Below are 17,028 nucleotides of genomic sequence, written 5' to 3'. Positions count from 1 at the left end.
CTGCTGCTTCAAGTCGCGGCTTAGCGACTGAATTTTTCTTCCAGTGTCTGTTGGTCTTTTACAAATGCTTGGATGCCTTGCGCGAGCTTTTCATTAGCCATATTGTCATTTGCTAAGGCAAAACGAAATTCAGCTTCACTGATCGGCTCTTGAGCGCAGAAAGCAATATTCTTGCCCAGTTTTTCGGGCACATAGACGTCGCTTTGTTTCAGTTGCTCAAGTAAGGAGGGGCTGATGGTTAATTTATCACAGCCTGCTAATGCCTTAACTTGCTCAATATTCCGAAAGCTTGCACCCATCACGATCGTGTCAAAACCAGCACCTTTATAGTACTGATAGATTTCACGCACAGATTTCACCCCAGGGTCCTGATCTGCAGCAAAGTGCTCAACACCTTGCTGTGCTTTATACCAATCGGTAATGCGGCCGACAAAAGGTGAGATTAAAGTAGCTTGCACATCGGCCGCGGCGCGGGCCTGCGCCATCGAGAATAATAAAGTGATATTGCAGGCCAGTCCCTCTTGCTCCAATACCTTGGCCGCTTGGATGCCTTCCCAGGTGGCAGCGATTTTTAATAAAATTCGACTCGAGTCAATGCCCAGCTGCTTGTAAAGCGCAATGATGCGTCGTCCGCGCTCAATGGTTGCCTGTTGGTTAAAGCTTAAGCGAGCATCAATCTCGGTTGATACCACACCGCTAATTTTGCTGAGAATATCTCGGCCAATCAGGGTGGCAAATTTATCACAGGCAAGGCTGGGGTCGCCATCGGCAAAGCTTTTTGCCTCTGCTAGATATTTATCATAACCCTCAAGTTCACTGGCTTTGAGCATTAGAGAGGGGTTGGTGGTGGCATCCATCGGTTTAAACTGATGAATCGCTTCAATATCACCGGTATCTGCGACGATAGTCGTATATTGTTGTAACTGTTCTAAACTATTCGCCGTCATAAGACTTCCATATTTCCTTATTGTTGTATCAAAACATTATTGCTCGGTCATGATTGAGGCATTAATCCGCTTTCATGATCGACAAAATGGCTGGCAGCAAGCAAGGTTTGCGCATTGGCACCAGGCTGATTGGCGTTTTCACTGAGAAAGCGCCTATATTGTTTAGCACCTTTCATGCCATTAAATAAGCCCAGCATATGTCGGGTGATATGATGCAGACGTGTGCCGCGTTGCAGCTCCTGCTCGATATACGGCAACATGGCATGGATGACATCATGACGCGAAATAGATGGCTTATGCTGCTGAAATAGCTGATGGTCAACCTGCTGTAATAACCAAGGATGTTGATAGGCAGCTCGGCCAATCATGACGCCATGGCAGGCAGATAACTGCTCACCAGCTTGCTGTAAATCAACAATACCGCCATTGACAATAAATTGCGCATCGGGGAAATACTCACAAAGTCTGTGAACGCGGGTATAATCAAGCGGTGGAATTTCGCGATTTTGTTTCGGGCTCAAACCACTGAGCCAAGCTTTTCTGGCATGCACAATAAACACGCGGCAGCCTGATGCATATAATGTCTCAATAAAGTGCAGCAAAAACTCGAAAGAGTCATTGTGGTCAATTCCGGTGCGACACTTGATGCTTATAAGCCGTTGATGGCTATTTTCCTGCATGGCTTGAAAGCAGTCTGCCACCAACTTGGGTTCTGCCATCAGACAGGCGCCGAAACGACCGGATTGCACACGATCGGAAGGGCAGCCAACATTCAAATTGTATTCGTCGTATGCGAATGCATTGGCGAGCTGAATCGACTCGGCTAAAGCTTGAGGGTCAGAACCGCCGAGCTGCAATGCCACTGGCTGCTGGTTGCTAGATGTCTCAAGATAGCGTTCAGCATCACCATGCAAGATAGCACCAGTAGTCACCATCTCAGTATAAAGTCGAGCGGATTTACTCAGCAAGCGATGAAAATAGCGGCAGTGACGGTCGGTCCAATCGATCATCGGGGCAACACAAAAGCGATGATCGAGCTGTGATGATTGGTCGGCATGGATTATTGACATGGTGAAGTATTAGTAGAAATTATCAAAGCTATGCAGGAAAGTTTGTCGAGCTGAACTATAGCAATAATTGTAGCTGAAGTATAAGAGCAGGCCGATAATGGCAAAATGGGATAATTTGGTGCTACATAATAAAAAAAGCACCATAATGGTGCTAAAGCTTGGTTAATAGGAGATGTATACTCGCTGCCACTGGCCCTGTTGGCGAAGCAAAAGCTAGGTGTGCAGCTTAGACTAGAAAACTGGGTAGTAAAAAGTGCTAGCAAGACGGATCATAATTAGCAAGCGATAAGGGAAAAACTGCCAAATCGAGATCGAAGCTCAGATCACGTCTTAGGCATAGCGCGGCTGGCCGCGGTATAAACCCTTAAACTCACCCTCGTCGCTAAAACGCGGGTATAGCTTACCTTTATACTCAATCATTTCCTGCTGTGAATTTGTGTTGACTGGCGCTGGTGCCACTTGTGTTGCTGCAACTACTGGAGTTTCAACGGGTTTTGCATTGGGCGGGTTAAGATTAACTACCTTTTGCGGCGCAGTGGCGACTGCATCGAGTTGGCTGCCGGCCATGCTCGCAAGCACGTTGTAAGCGCTGGCTAATTCAACAGAGTCGGTTAATTCGATATATTCTTTAATCATTTCTAAAAACTGCGGATGAGACAGTTTTAACTTAACCCCAAGCTCCTCTTGAATGACAGCAATACATACACGCGCATGCGAAATCGCAGTCGGGTTTAGCATCCAATTTTTATCAGACATAAAGAACCTCGTCTATGTCAGTTTTAGGGTGGAGAAAATGCCCAGCTAAGCTCATAAGCAAGGCTTTGATTTAAGTTGAGCAAATGCTATGCCATAATTAAGCCTCTGGAAACTTTTGAGCAAATTTATGTCACCCAGTTATCGTCTGATTATTGATTGCCCTGATCGAGTGGGCATTGTTGCCGAGGTTTCGGCGTTTATTGCGCAACATCATGGCTGGCTGCTCGAAGCCAGCTACCATAGCGATCAAGAGACCGGTCGCTTTTATATGCGAAATGAGATTAAAGTGGATTCGCTGGATCTGACTTTGTCGGAATTTAGGCAGCAGTTTGCGGCACTGGCGCAGCGTTTTGATATGCAGTGGCGTTTAACTGAGTCGCAGCAAGCGAAAAAAATGTTGATACTTGCCAGCCATGCCTCGCACTGCTTGGCTGATTTACTTCATCGATGGCATTCAGGTGATCTTGCCTGTGATATACCAGCAGTGGTTTCAAATCATGAAAATCTTCGCGAGATGGTAGAATGGCATGATATTCCGTTCCATTATGTGCCATTTCCAAAAGCCGATAAAGCTGCGGCGTTTGCGGAGGTAGCAAGCTATATCGATCACTATCAAGCAGACTTTACCGTGCTTGCGCGTTTTATGCAGATTATGCCAAATACGCTGTGTGAAGCCTATGCGGGACAAATGATAAATATTCATCATAGCTTCCTGCCTTCCTTTATTGGTGCTAACCCTTATCAAAAAGCGTATGAGCGCGGGGTAAAATTGATTGGTGCGACTTGTCATTATGTTACTGGCCAGTTAGATGAGGGGCCGATTATTGAGCAAGATGTGGTAAGGGTGTCTCACCGCCACAGCAAGCAAGATATGGTCAGACTGGGCAAAGATGTTGAGAGTGATGTATTAGCTCGTGGTGTTCGCTTACATATTGAAGATCGTGTAATTATCAGTGGTAATAAAACTGTTATCCTAGATTAATCGCGTCAGCCAACAGCTAGGTAGAATATGACAAGAAACTCATAAAAAGCGGGATTGTTGTCATATATTTGTCATATAAGTGTAGTTTACTGAGTGTTATAAGGTATTAACGAATTCGCGTTGTACTATGACAGATTAAAGGTAATCAATTAGCCATGCAGGGTGTTAAGGTTTTGATTGTTGATGATGAGTCAGCAATCCGCGATATGGTAAGAATGGGTCTTGAGATGGCAGAGTTTGACTGCTTTGAGGCCGCAGATATACATCAAGCTTATGCGCAGGTTCATGACTGTGCACCTGATGTGATCTTGTTAGACTGGATGCTGCCAGGCGGCAGTGGCTTAGAACTTTTGCGACGAATTCGCAAAGACGAGCTGACTGCGCAAATTCCAGTTATTATGCTAACTGCAAAAACCTCTGAAGATAATAAGATTCAAGGTCTCGATGTTGGTGCCGACGACTATATCACCAAGCCGTTTTCGCCACGTGAGTTGATCTCGCGCTTAAAAGCGGTGATGCGCCGCTCAGGTAAGCTACAAAATAGCGACTTTATCGAAGTCGACGGCCTTAAACTGGATCACGGTAGTCATCGTGTAACCGTCGATGGTCAAGACATCAATATGGGTCCAACCGAATATAAGCTGCTCAATTTTTTCATGACCCATCAAAACCGTGTTTACTCTCGTGGCCAGCTACTTGATCATGTCTGGGGTAATAGTGTGTATGTGGAAGAGCGCACGGTTGATGTGCATATCAGACGCTTACGGAAGGCCCTGCAGTCAGTGGCGGTGGATCGCGATTATGGTAATTTAGTGCAAACCGTGCGAGGCGCCGGTTATCGATTTTCAGCCGTTGCGCATTAACCCTCATGACGCTCTAGTCGCTGTTTATCACTCCCGAATCGCTGATCTAAGAACTATTTCTAAACTCAAGACAGCGTTCATTTTTTCTGCTATTTGCTAGCTGTATACGCTGTTATTCGTGGCGCTCAGTTTTGTTGCAAGGTAGAATCACTTGCCTAATTCAAGACACAGACTATGAAGCAAAGACATTGGACCAAAGAGCTGAGCCGCATCCTGATTTTATTGGCGATAGGTGGCTTGATCGGCTTAGTTTCAGGCTATTTATGGTTAAGCTTGTTTCTTTTTGCTGGCGCCTATATTGGCTGGAGTCTATGGCAGCTAAAGCGCATCGATGATTGGCTTAGGCGCAATGATGACTCACACCCGCCAGAAACTATCGGCTTTTGGGGTATAGTCTGTGACCGATTATTTTACTTTCAGCGCAAGCATCAGCGCGCCAAAGCACAGCTGCGTCACGAGCTAGACCAATTCCAAAATTCACTTTCATCACTATCAGAGGCAGTTGTATTAGTTGATGAGCAAGGTTTGATTGCCTGGTGTAATGCTTCTGCGCAGCGCAACCTCGGTTTAAGATTTCCCAGTGATGAAGGGCAGTCAATTCTTAACTTTCTGCGTGACCCAAGTTTTATTGCCTTTTATGAGTCTGAAGGCAAAGATAATGAGCAGGTGCAAATCGCTGCGCCAGTGGATAATGATCGCATGTTGGCGGTGCAGATTTCACATTTTGGCGACGGCAATCGTTTAATATTTGCGCGTGATATCACAGAGATTCAGCGCTTAGAGCAAATGCGGCTGGATTTTGTCTCCAATGTCTCGCATGAATTGCGCACGCCCCTTACGGTGTTAATGGGTTATATCGAGAATTTCGAGCAGTTTAGCGCGGAGCTGCCGCGAATGGCAGCTCCGCTGCAGCAGATGTCTCAGCATGCCTTACGTATGGAAAGTTTGTTACGCGATTTATTAGAGTTATCTCGCTTAGATACCTTGCCACACGAAATGCATAACACCGTAGTATCTATGCCTCGGCTTGTGCAGATGGTTTGTGATGAAGCGAGATTGTCCAGTGTTGGGGCAGGGCGCCAGATTGTAATGACGGCGCCTGAAGAGCTGATCATATTCGGCAAGCAAAGTGAGTTGCACATAGCCATGCTGAATTTGATTATCAATGCGTTAAAATACTCGCCTGCCGATACGATAGTCGAAGTGGCATTGCTTCAGTTAGATACTGGGCTTGAGTTTTCTGTGCTAGATCATGGCGTAGGCATTGATCTTCTCCATATACCGCGCTTAACCGAGCGATTTTATCGGGTTGACCCTAGTCGAGCTAACGATCGTGGTGGCACAGGCCTTGGTTTGGCTTTGGTAAAGCGAGTTTTATCTCACCACGATGCCGAGCTTGTGGTGAGTAGTCAGCTGGGCAAAGGCAGCCGCTTTAGCTTTGTTATTCCTGCGCACCGAATCACGCAAGCTGTGAATATTGATCAGCTTTCTCGCCAGCTTCAGCAATAAAGCTTTATTTGGCCTGGGCTTTCACCGGTTCGCTACCAGTTCGCCACCAGTTCATCCACTGGTTCACCAATACGCCGGTTTTTTACTGGTCATCTTGATTGCCATCTCCTGCTATTAATAAACACCGCGGCGCCGTAGCTGCTACTCATAATCATAGCTTGTCATAATTGCTGTCATAAACGCCTTAATAGCCAGCATAATATGCCATTTTTAGTGCAAAGCTTCTAGGTGGAGTTTTTATAAGCTATTGAAAAATATTCATTTTTTAAAAATTTCTTATCTATTGTGAAAAAATTATTAATTGTCATAAAACTGTAACAAAAGTTTCACATAATGCCCCTCGTTCAATGCAGTATTTAATTTTAACGCCTTTATAGGAACGTCATTATGAAAAAAATAACCCTCACTCTAGCTGCAGCCTCGGTAATGGCCGCTAATGTAGCGATTGCTGATGCGAAAGTTTACGGTAAGGTTAATCTTTCGGTAAACCAAGTTGAAGAAAAAGCCGACAAGGAAACCGTTGAAGATAATTTACAGCTGGTTTCACATGCATCTCGTTTGGGCTTTAAAGGAGACACTGCGATTACTGAGAGCCTGAAAGCATTAGCAAAGGTTGAATATGAAGTAGCCGCAGATGGTGACCTGTTTGGCGAGAATACTGAAAATGTTTTCAAGGCACGCAATGTGTATGTTGGTGTTGAGGGTGATAGCTGGGGTCAGGTGATTGCTGGCCGTGCTGATACGCCTGTTAAAACGTTGGGTAAAAAAGTTGAAGTCTTTAATGACTACTTTCTTGGCGATATCAAAAACGCCCTAGAAGGTGAGAATCGTGTAAGCAATATGATTCAATATGCGTCGCCGACTATGTCTGGTTTTACCGTATATGCGATGGGCGTTCTGGGTGAAGAAGATGGCGTTACTGATGGTGAAGATCGTGACAGTGTTGATGGTTTTTCTGTAGTTGCCGATTATTCAGCCGATATTTTCAGTGTCGGTTTAGGCTATGACAGTGACGTTGATAAGCGTGATTTATTACGTTTAGCTGGTAATGTTGCAGTCACCGATGCGGTAACCTTGGGTGCGCTATATCAGACATCTGAAATTAATGATGAAGATGAGAACGGTGTTGCTGATGAATCTGGCTATGCCTTGTCTGTTGCCTGGAAAATTGATAGCTGGAAGCTGAAAGCGCAGTATGCTGCAGCTGATATCGATAAAGATGCCGATGACGATGCTGAAAAAACTAGCCTAGTATTAGGTGCGGATTACAAATTAGCAAAAGCAACCAAAGTATATGGTTATTTTGCCGCGGATGAGCAAACGGATACCGCTGGCGTTAAGGATGAGCAGTCGACATTTGGCTTAGGTCTAGAACACAAGTTTTAAGGCTTTTTAGTTATCAGTCAGTGGCGTTTGTCACTGACTGTCATATAGATGTCATAAAAGTGTAGTAATTTGATCATTGTTGATCACAGTTATTAATTAGGATTGAAAATTATGAAATTTAAACAGTTTATTGCCCGCAGCGCGGTAGCTGCTAGTGTGCTAGCCTCGGGTTTTGCATTTGCTGAAGCAAAAGTTGATGCCGGTATTCCTGCTTATCAAAAAGCCAGTGGTGTATCAGGTAACCTATCATCAGTTGGTTCAGATACCTTGGCCAATTTGATGACGCTTTGGGCTGAAGAATTCAAGCGTAACTACCCGAATGTCAATATTCAAATTCAAGCAGCGGGTTCATCAACTGCGCCTCCAGCCTTAACCGAGGGCACTTCAAACCTTGGTCCTATGAGTCGCAAAATGAAGGACAAAGAAATCGAAGCGTTTGAGAAAAAATTTGGCTACAAGCCAACGCCAATTCCTGTCGCTATCGACGCGCTTGCTGTGTATGTACACAAAGATAATCCTATTCAGGGTATGAGTATTGCCGACGTCGATGCCGTATTCTCATCAACCCGCAAATGTGGTGCAACCGCAAATATTGAGACTTGGGGTCAGCTAGGTTTGGCCGATGCTTGGGATAAGCGTACCATCCAAATGTTTGGTCGTAACTCAGTTTCCGGTACTTATGGCTATTTTAAAAAGAAAGGCCTATGTAAAGGTGATTTTAAAAATAATGTGAATGAGCAACCGGGTTCTGCTTCTGTCGTGCAGTCAGTTTCGACTTCAATCAACGGTATTGGTTACTCAGGTATTGGTTACAAAACCTCTTCAGTGCGTTCAGTTCCGCTGAGCAAAAAAGTCGGTGGTGAATTTGTCGATGCAACACCTGCAAATGCAGTCGCTGGTACTTACCCACTGTCGCGTTTCCTATATGTTTATGTGAACAAGGCGCCGAATAAGCCGCTTGATCCAATTACCTTAGAGTTCTTGCGACTAGTATTGTCTCAGCAAGGTCAAGAAGTTGTCGTAAAAGATGGCTATATTCCTCTGCCAGAGTCAGTTGTTGCCAAAGTATTATCTAAAATTGCTCAGTAAGTACTAATAACAGACTACTTAGTCTAAATGCGTTGAATTTACCTACTTTTCTCTAGGGTAAACAGCTAAAGTCGTTGGGCGAGAGCTCATCGACTTTTTTTATGGAATTTAGATTAAAGCACTGTAATTTCATCAGAAACGCGTATAATCGCTCGCAAAAATTTGCCTAGGTTTTTTTCATGAGCACGCAAGCCTCAGACTCTGTTGACGCGACGAAAATCGACTTCGATTCGCCGCAAATCAAACGCTACAATCAGCGACGCAAATTCAAGGATCAGTTTGCAAGTATTAGCATTGCGTGGGGCGGCATGGGCGTTATTGCGGCGATTTTATTGATTTTTGCCTATCTGCTTTACGAAGTGATCCCCTTATTCGAAACCGCCGATGTCGAACCGTTGGCAGCCTTTGATTTACCGAATAGCCAACATCAAACCTTGTATATTGCCACCGAAGAGCAAAATGAAATTGCGCTTCAGGTGACAGATCAGGGTGAATTTATCTTCTTTAATTTGGATGACGGCAGTGAGAACAGTCGATTTTTACTGCCGCTGCCAGCAGGCGTTAGCGTAAGCAGTTTTGCGCTTGACTCAGATGCTTCGCGCTTAATGGCTTTTGGCTTAAGCAATGGCCAAGTAATATTGGCGAAGCACCAGTATCGCGTCACTTACCCAAACGATCAGCGTCTTATTTCGCCGTTAATTGAGTATCCCTTTGGGCAGCAGCCCTTGGATGTAGAGGGTGTGATTGGCCCTATTGATTTACTGGCCATTCGTAATGAAGAAGAAGCGTTGGTGATCTCTGCGGTGAGTGAGCAATCGTTATTCAGCACAGTATTCGTGAAAGAAGAAGATATGTTCAGTGATGAGCTGGTGCTTGAGCCAGAGTCACTGGATATGCCTGAGCTTAATGGGCTGGTTTCGGCCATGCAAATTGATATTGCGCAACGCTGGCTTTATGTACTGATTGATCAGCAGCAGCTTTTGCAGATCAACCTGCAATCAGGTGAGACGGTTAACACTGCGCTAGCTAAACCCGTCGCTGATATGCGCATGTTGCTGGGTGGCATCTCGCTGCTATTAGCCTACGATGACGGCAGCATTGAACAATGGTTTCAGGTTGTTGAAAACTCGCAGCGTCGATTGAAAAAAATTCGTGATTTCACCACTGATATTAATGCTAAGCACAATCTACTGGCGCTTGAGCAACGCCGAAAAGGCTTTGCAACCGCAGATGAGCAAGGATTTATCACGCTGTATCATTCAACTGCCCATCAGACTGTTTTCCAGCAACAGCTGTTTGATGGTTCGGCGCAGTTTGTTGCATTATCGCCTAGGGCAAACCGTTTAGTGGTGGTCAACGATGCCGCTAAGGTATATGTATTTACCATCAGTAATAATCATCCCGAGACTTCAGCCTATTCATTGTGGGAAGCGGTCTGGTATGAAAGTTATGACCAACCAGAATATACCTGGCAGTCATCCTCATCATCGAATGATTTTGAGCCTAAGCTATCGCTTACACCGCTGTCATTTGGCACTTTAAAAGCGGCTTTTTATGCGATGTTATTGGGCGCGCCATTAGCGATTTGTGGTGCCATTTATACAGCGTATTTTATGACACCAGTCATGCGACGAAAAATCAAACCATTGATTGAGCTTATGGAAGCATTGCCAACGGTGATTTTAGGCTTTTTAGCGGGTCTCTGGCTGGCGCCGTTTATGGAAAAACATCTTGCCGGTATTTTCACCATTTTGATCTTTATGCCGATAGGTATTTTGCTGTTTGCCTTTGTCATGAGTCGTTTGCCGGTGGCGATACAAAATGTGATAGACGACGGCTGGCATGGTTTTATTTTGATTCCGGTTGTCATCGCGATCGGCTTATTGTCATTTGCCGTCAGTGGCAATATTGAACAAGGGCTGTTTGGCGGCGATATGCGCAGCTGGTTAACCAATGAGGCAGGCATCCCATTTGATCAACGTAATGCCTTAGTGGTCGGGATTGCGATGGGTTTTGCGGTAATACCGACGATTTTTTCGATTGCCGAAGATGCCATTTTTTCTGTACCCAAACACTTAAGTTACGGCTCTTTAGCGCTTGGCGCTACGCCTTGGCAGACGCTTGTTGGGGTTGTCTTACCAACCGCTAGTCCAGGGATTTTCTCTGCTATGATGATCGGTTTGGGGCGTGCAGTAGGTGAGACCATGATTGTATTAATGGCTACCGGTAATACCCCAATTATGGATGCCAATATCTTCGAGGGTATGCGCACGCTGTCTGCAAACTTAGCGGTAGAGATCCCAGAGGCAGAAGTTGACAGCACGCACTACCGCGTCTTATTTTTAGCGGCTTTTGTATTATTTTTATTTACCTTCATGGTCAATACTGCAGCTGAAGTCGTGCGGCAAAGCCTGCGTAAAAAATATGGCTCACTGTAATTTTAGGCTCGGAGAATAGTTGCATGCAAACGCAAAAACCTACGCTGGCATCTTGGTTTAAAGGCGGCTCGCCCTGGGTATGGATGAACGCTGCGGCGGTGTCAGTCAGTATCATTGCCGTTATCGGTTTGTTATTTGTGCTGGCAGTCAACGGTCTAAGCCACTTTTGGCCCAGCAATATTATTCAGGCAGAATATCAAATACCTGGGCGTGAGCAGTCGGTGACCATTATTGGTGAGATTGTTGATACTGTGGATGTGTCTTCTGAGCAGCTTGTTTCTGCAGGAATTGCGGTTGATCCTAGCCAAGCTGAGTATCAACGTTCTTTATTAAAGCTGGGTAATCGTGATGTTACCGGCGCAGATTTTGGCTGGTTTGTTGATATTGGCTTTTCAGCACTGAGTTACCCTGAAGATTTGATGGTGCTTGAGCGTCGTGAGTGGGGTAATTTTTATGGCCGTTTGGTTGAGGTACTGGAGTCAGGAGATTCAGTTGCTGTGGTCGACGCGAACGCTTATGAAGCCAGCTACGAATCAGTTTGGCAAAGTTTTTTACAACGTCTAGCGCGTGCCGAGGCGATTCATGAACAAATACATTCGATTGAGAAACACGATATTGGTGCGATTAATTATGAAATGGAGCGTCTGCGCTTAAAACAGCGTAAATTTGAATTAGACGGTTTAAGTGGTCAAGCTTTAGCCCAAGCTGTCAGCGATATCGATGCCAGTCGCGCGCTGCTCAATAGTGAGTATGCCGCATTGCAAGAACAACTTGAGCAACTGTACCGAGAAATTGGTCGCGACAGTATTCGCGCCAGTGTGCAAGATGGACAAATTCGTGAGATCAAACTGGCACATATTGTTGCAGCGCTGCGACCAAACCACATGAGTATGCTGGATAAAATGCAGGCTTATATGGTTAAGCTGTGGGCGTTTTTAACCGAAGATCCGCGCGAAGCTAATACCGAGGGCGGTATTTATCCGGCAATTTTTGGTACCGTAATGATGGTCTTGCTGATGTCGGTTATGGTAACCCCTTTTGGTGTGATTGCCGCGGTTTATCTTAGAGAGTATGCCTCTCAGGGCGTGATTACACGCACCATCCGCATAGCGGTGAATAATCTTGCTGGCGTGCCATCCATTGTTTACGGTGTATTTGGACTTGGCTTTTTTATCTATTTTATCGGTGAGCATATTGATCATGCGATGTTCCCTGAAGCTCTGCCTTCACCAACTTTCGGTACCCCTGGTTTATTGTGGGCTTCGTTGACACTGGCGTTACTTACCTTACCGGTGGTGATTGTCGCTACCGAGGAAGGCTTAGCGCGGATACCTCGCAGCGTCAAAGAAGGTTCATTGGCGTTGGGTGCAACAAAATTTGAAACGATTACCAAAGTTGTGTTGCCGATGGCTAGCCCAGCTATGATGACAGGTTTAATTTTAGCGGTTGCTCGCGCTGCAGGTGAGGTCGCACCGCTGATGCTGGTAGGCGTAGTGAAGTTGGCCCCGTCATTGCCTTTAGATGGCAATTATCCGTTTTTGCATCTGGATCAAAAATTTATGCATTTGGGATTTCATATCTACGATGTGGGTTTTCAAAGTCCAAATGTTGAAGCCGCTAGGCCGTTAGTATATGCCACAGCGTTTTTGTTAGTTGTAGTAATTGCGCTGCTTAATTTCTCTGCGGTAGCGATTCGTAACCACCTTCGTGAAAAATATAAGGCGTTAGAGCATTAATGCTGGCGCGCATAACCGAGACCAAATTATGACGAGCGAAACCAAAACACATGCAGTCGACCTTGCCGCAATGGGTCGTGTGGGCGAAAAGAAAAATATGGCCGAAGAAAAGATTTGCCTAGAGGTCGATAAGCTAAACTTGTTTTATGGTGAAAAGCAGGCGCTTAAAAATATTGATCTGAAAATTCCAGAAAAGCGCGTNACCGCTTTTATTGGGCCATCAGGCTGTGGTAAGTCGACATTACTGCGTTGTTTTAATCGCATGAACGACTTAGTTGACGGCTGTCAGATTAATGGTGAAATCCGCCTTGAAGATCAAAATATTTACCAACGCAACGTCGATGTTGCTGCATTGCGTCGTAAAGTTGGCATGGTGTTTCAAAAACCCAACCCTTTTCCTAAGTCGATTTATGAAAATGTTGCCTATGGTCTCAGGATTCAGGGCATCAACAATAAACGCACGCTGGATGAAATTGTTGAAAAATCNCTGCGTGGTGCAGCCTTATGGGATGAGGTGAAAGATCGTTTAAATGACTCAGCTTTGGGCATGTCAGGTGGTCAGCAGCAACGTCTGGTCATCGCGCGCACTATTGCCGTTGAGCCTGAGGTGTTGTTATTAGATGAGCCTGCCTCAGCACTGGATCCAATCTCAACCCTTAAAATTGAAGAGCTGATTTACGAGCTGAAAGACCGTTTTACCATCGTAATTGTGACCCATAATATGCAGCAGGCGGCGCGAGTTTCGGATTATACCGCGTTTATGTACATGGGCGATTTGATAGAGTTTGGCGATACGGATACCTTATTTACCAACCCTGAGAAGAAGCAAACCGAAGACTATATTACCGGACGCTACGGCTAAGGCTTAAAAGTACTATATTTACAATAGGGCTTGTAATAGTATTAACCTGCTTGATTTAAGGATGTTCAAGCAATAACGCTAACACAACTTTTAGCAATCATTTATCAGCAAGATGTGTTTGGCAAGAGAGAAAGCTATGGATAAAGAATTATATAACGATCATATTTCACGTCAGTTTAACGAAGAGTTGGACGAAGTTCGCACCCACACCTTGGAGATGGGCGGACAGGTTGAGCATCAAGTCAGTGAGGCTGTGCAAAGCCTAATCCTTTTAGATGTTGATAAAGCACAGCTGGTTCGCAGTAGCGATGAGAATATCAATCAAATGGAAGTATCCATTGATGAAGAAGTGGCAAGAATACTTGCTCGACGTCAACCAGCGGCCTCTGACCTTCGCTTAGTTCTAGCGATTTCTAAAGTAACCACCGATTTAGAGCGTATTGGTGATGAAGCCAGTAAGATCGCGCTGCAGGCAGAAAATCTTGCCGAGAGCGGCGACGAAACACAAGGTTTTGTTGAAATCCGTCACTTGGGCGCACACGTGGGTAAAATGGTGCATGATGCCTTAGATGCGTTTGCTCGTTTAGATGTCGACCAAGCAGTTCAGGTTGCCTTTGAAGATAAAGAGGTTGACCTTGAATACGGTTCAGCTTTACGTGAAATGATGAGCGTAATGATGGAAGATCCACGCTCTATTAAACGTATCTTAAACGTTATTTGGGCGCTACGCTCACTAGAGCGTATTGGTGATCATGCAAGAAACATTGCCGAGCACGTGGTCTATTTAGTCAAGGGTAAAGACGTTCGTCATCATAGCTTAAAAGAAATGGCCGCCAGCATAAACTAATGGCTGCTTGAGCCTTATACTAAGCCCAGGCTTGAGGCTAAGTCTGGATCTGAGCCTATCTTGAGCCTGAGCTGACAAGGCATTCAAGCTGTGCATGTATCGATCCCTGAGTTAATCTGAGTTTATCTAAGTAACCCCCCAAGTTAGCTTGGCAGAATAACGAGGCCTTGATCTGCGGCTGATGAAGACGGTTATTCCTATCTAGCTACATCTAGCTCAATCTTTAAGTTGAATTTTTGAGCTCAATCTTTGATTTACCCAGTATGCATTTTAGCCCGAAACATTCCAATACCTGATGAGTTGCTATTGGCTCTTCGATGTCTTTCGACACTCTCTCCCAGTTTTTCTAAAACAATGTTGGCCGCCTTGCTGAGTTAAAAGGCTGGTGAACAGTCTGTGATTGTTTTGCTTGATGCCATAAATTTGTCATAAATTCCTGCTATATTGATTTGGGTTTAATACAATTTTTGATTATCAAAAAATAGACAGTTAACAACGGACTGAGCCCTGAACAGGTCACATTATGGTCGCATCAACAATTGCACAACTTTTTGGTCAATCACCTATTCGCCCCCTGCAAGAGCATATGAGCTCCTGCCTAAATGCTGCACAGGGTTTGACTGTATTATTTAAAGCTAGCTTCAATGCAGATTGGCCTGCAGTCGAAGAGAGCTATTTGAATATCAGCGGCTTTGAGAATAAGGCCGACAATGAAAAGAAAGATATTCGCATGCACTTGCCACGCAGTCTGTTTATGCCGATTGCCAGAAATGACTTATTAACGATGTTAAGTTTGCAGGATCGGGTGGCCAATTGCGCTAAAGATATTGCCGGCCTGTTGTTTGGTCGCAAACTGGTGTTTCCTGAGGCGATGCAGCAAAGTATGCTGATGTTTGTGCAAGCCGCCGTGGCGGTCGTGTTTGAGGCTAGAGTGATCATCGATGAACTCGACCAGTTAATGATTAGCGGTTTTTCGGGCTCAGAACTGTCTGTAGTAGAGAAGTTGATTCATGGTTTAGATCAGTTGGAGAGTGAAGCTGATGGTTTAGAAGTTGCGCTGCGCAATGAGCTGATGTTGTTAGAGGCACAATTACCCCCTATTGACGTGATGTTTATGTACAAGCTGATTGAGTTAGTTGGTAACTTGGCCGACCGCGCACAAAAAGTGGGCGATCATGTGCATATTATCGTAGCGCGGTAAGCTGGCATCGCTTTATCTGAGTTTAGGACGATCTCATGGATTTTTTGACACAGTACAGCATCATATTCTTAAGCTTGGCCTGCCTATTTGGTTTTTTTATGGCTTGGGGAGTAGGTGCAAATGATGTTGCAAATGCCATGGGTACCTCAGTCGGATCGAAAGCGCTGACGATCAAGCAGGCAATCATGATTGCTGTGGTTTTTGAGTTTGCTGGCGCATTTTTAGCGGGCGGTGAAGTCACTTCAACGATACGTAAAGGTATGGTTGATATGACAGCGATTCAAGGCCAGCCAGAGCTGTTAATTTATGGCATGCTTTCAGCCCTGTTGGCAGCAGCTATCTGGCTGATGGTGGCTACACAATTCGGCTGGCCGGTGTCGACAACCCATTCTATTGTCGGTGCTATTGTCGGCTTTGCTGCTGTAGGCATCGGGGTTGATGCGGTTAAATGGGCTAAAATCGGCACCATCGCTGTGAGTTGGGTTGCCTCACCGCTGCTGGCTGGCAGTATCGCATTTGTTATTTTTCGCTCAGTACAGAAGCTAATCTTGGCCGCCGACGATCCCTTTATGGCTGCACAGCGTTATGTGCCAGCTTATATGTTCTTAACTGGCTTCGCGATTTCAATGGTCACCTTTGTCAAAGGTCTGAAGCATGTTGGCTTAGACCTCGGTTATTTGCAGTCGGCGATGTTGGCTGTAGTTGTTGCTGTCTTGGTCGCAGTGCTTGGTAAGCTGCTGTTAAATCGCGTCCAGCCGGCGCAAAATCGTGAGCATCGTGCTCAATCGGTTGAACGCCTGTTTGCCATTCTAATGATTTTTACTGCCTGTGCGATGGCTTTTGCTCACGGCTCGAATGATGTCGCTAACGCCATCGGCCCACTTGCTGCCATTGTCAGCGTGATTGAATCTGGCGGCGAGATTGCAGCCACGTCTGCCTTGCCGCTATGGGTCTTGTTGTTAGGTGCCTCTGGCATCGTGTTTGGCTTAATGACCTTGGGCTACAAAGTTATTGCCACAATAGGTGGTAAAATTACCGAGCTCACCCCCTCGCGTGGCTTTGCTGCCGAACTTGCTGCCGCATCAACGGTGGTGCTTGCGTCGGCAACGGGTATTCCCGTTTCTACCACCCACACCTTGGTTGGCGCGGTGCTTGGCGTGGGTTTAGCGCGCGGCATCGGTGCAATTGATCTACGTGTGGTTGCTACAATTTTTACTTCATGGCTGATTACGCTGCCCGCCGGTGGTTTATTGTCTATTGCTTTGTTTTTTGTCTTTAAGCAGGTTTTTTCAATCGCAGCCTAGCTTGTTAAGCGATTGCCCGCGCTGGCAACGTTTTACTG

The 17,028-nt window shown here is 45.5% G+C and carries 14 protein-coding genes; 11 read left to right on the top strand and 3 right to left on the bottom strand.

From position 1 onward, the window contains the following. Positions 1-20: 20 nt before the first annotated feature. The 3 genes from tal to HRU21_00260 all read right to left on the bottom strand — a co-directional run bounded on the left by tal (position 21) and on the right by HRU21_00260 (position 2,773). Entirely contained in the window at positions 21-947 is a 927-nt protein-coding gene (gene tal / locus HRU21_00270) for a transaldolase (GenBank protein NRA40716.1), read from the bottom strand. Between the two features lie 47 nt (positions 948-994). Continuing rightward, on the bottom strand, positions 995-2,017 hold the full coding sequence (dusA, locus tag HRU21_00265; protein ID NRA40715.1) for a tRNA dihydrouridine(20/20a) synthase DusA: 1,023 nt from the start codon (positions 2,015-2,017) through the stop codon (positions 995-997). Between the two features lie 330 nt (positions 2,018-2,347). Beyond that, positions 2,348-2,773: a hypothetical protein gene (locus tag HRU21_00260; GenBank protein NRA40714.1), complete on the bottom strand. Its 426-nt coding sequence runs from the start codon at positions 2,771-2,773 to the stop codon at positions 2,348-2,350. A 127-nt stretch (positions 2,774-2,900) separates the two neighbouring features. Here HRU21_00260 and purU point away from each other — a divergent pair, with 127 nt between their 5' ends. From purU to HRU21_00205, 11 genes are all read left to right on the top strand, one after another. Continuing rightward, on the top strand, positions 2,901-3,755 hold the full coding sequence (gene purU / locus HRU21_00255; protein NRA40713.1) for a formyltetrahydrofolate deformylase: 855 nt from the start codon (positions 2,901-2,903) through the stop codon (positions 3,753-3,755). 155 nt (positions 3,756-3,910) lie between these two features. Continuing rightward, complete coding sequence (gene phoB, locus HRU21_00250) at positions 3,911-4,618, top strand: phosphate regulon transcriptional regulator PhoB (GenBank protein NRA40712.1); 708 nt, start codon at positions 3,911-3,913, stop codon at positions 4,616-4,618. 174 nt (positions 4,619-4,792) lie between these two features. Next, a complete protein-coding gene (phoR, locus tag HRU21_00245) occupies positions 4,793-6,127 on the top strand; it encodes a phosphate regulon sensor histidine kinase PhoR (protein NRA40711.1) in 1,335 nt (444 codons plus the stop codon). Positions 6,128-6,514: 387 nt separating this feature from the next. Next, complete coding sequence (locus tag HRU21_00240; protein ID NRA40710.1) at positions 6,515-7,513, top strand: porin; 999 nt, start codon at positions 6,515-6,517, stop codon at positions 7,511-7,513. 111 nt (positions 7,514-7,624) lie between these two features. After that, positions 7,625-8,602 (top strand): phosphate ABC transporter substrate-binding protein PstS family protein, encoded by a 978-nt coding sequence (gene pstS / locus HRU21_00235; GenBank protein ID NRA40709.1) that lies wholly within the window; start codon positions 7,625-7,627, stop codon positions 8,600-8,602. A gap of 179 nt (positions 8,603-8,781) precedes the next feature. Further along, positions 8,782-11,040 carry an ABC transporter permease subunit gene (locus tag HRU21_00230; protein NRA40708.1) on the top strand — a complete coding sequence of 753 codons (2,259 nt, stop codon included), beginning with the start codon at positions 8,782-8,784 and terminating at the stop codon, positions 11,038-11,040. Between the two features lie 23 nt (positions 11,041-11,063). Then, positions 11,064-12,776 carry a phosphate ABC transporter permease PstA gene (gene pstA, locus HRU21_00225; protein NRA40707.1) on the top strand — a complete coding sequence of 571 codons (1,713 nt, stop codon included), beginning with the start codon at positions 11,064-11,066 and terminating at the stop codon, positions 12,774-12,776. A gap of 28 nt (positions 12,777-12,804) precedes the next feature. Then, positions 12,805-13,638 (top strand): phosphate ABC transporter ATP-binding protein, encoded by an 834-nt coding sequence (locus HRU21_00220; GenBank protein ID NRA40706.1) that lies wholly within the window; start codon positions 12,805-12,807, stop codon positions 13,636-13,638. Positions 13,639-13,774: 136 nt separating this feature from the next. Beyond that, positions 13,775-14,485: a phosphate signaling complex protein PhoU gene (gene phoU / locus HRU21_00215; GenBank protein ID NRA40705.1), complete on the top strand. Its 711-nt coding sequence runs from the start codon at positions 13,775-13,777 to the stop codon at positions 14,483-14,485. Between the two features lie 520 nt (positions 14,486-15,005). Continuing rightward, positions 15,006-15,686: a TIGR00153 family protein gene (locus tag HRU21_00210; protein NRA40704.1), complete on the top strand. Its 681-nt coding sequence runs from the start codon at positions 15,006-15,008 to the stop codon at positions 15,684-15,686. Between the two features lie 35 nt (positions 15,687-15,721). Further along, positions 15,722-16,990, top strand: coding sequence for an inorganic phosphate transporter (locus tag HRU21_00205; protein ID NRA40703.1), 1,269 nt, complete (start codon positions 15,722-15,724; stop codon positions 16,988-16,990). Positions 16,991-17,028: the final 38 nt, after the last annotated feature.

The sequence above is a fragment of the Pseudomonadales bacterium genome (genome assembly GCA_013215025.1).
Taxonomy (GTDB): Bacteria; Pseudomonadota; Gammaproteobacteria; order Pseudomonadales; family DT-91; genus DT-91.
Note: the sequence above shows the minus strand (reverse complement) of the source record. Positions and strands in the feature narration are given on the sequence as shown.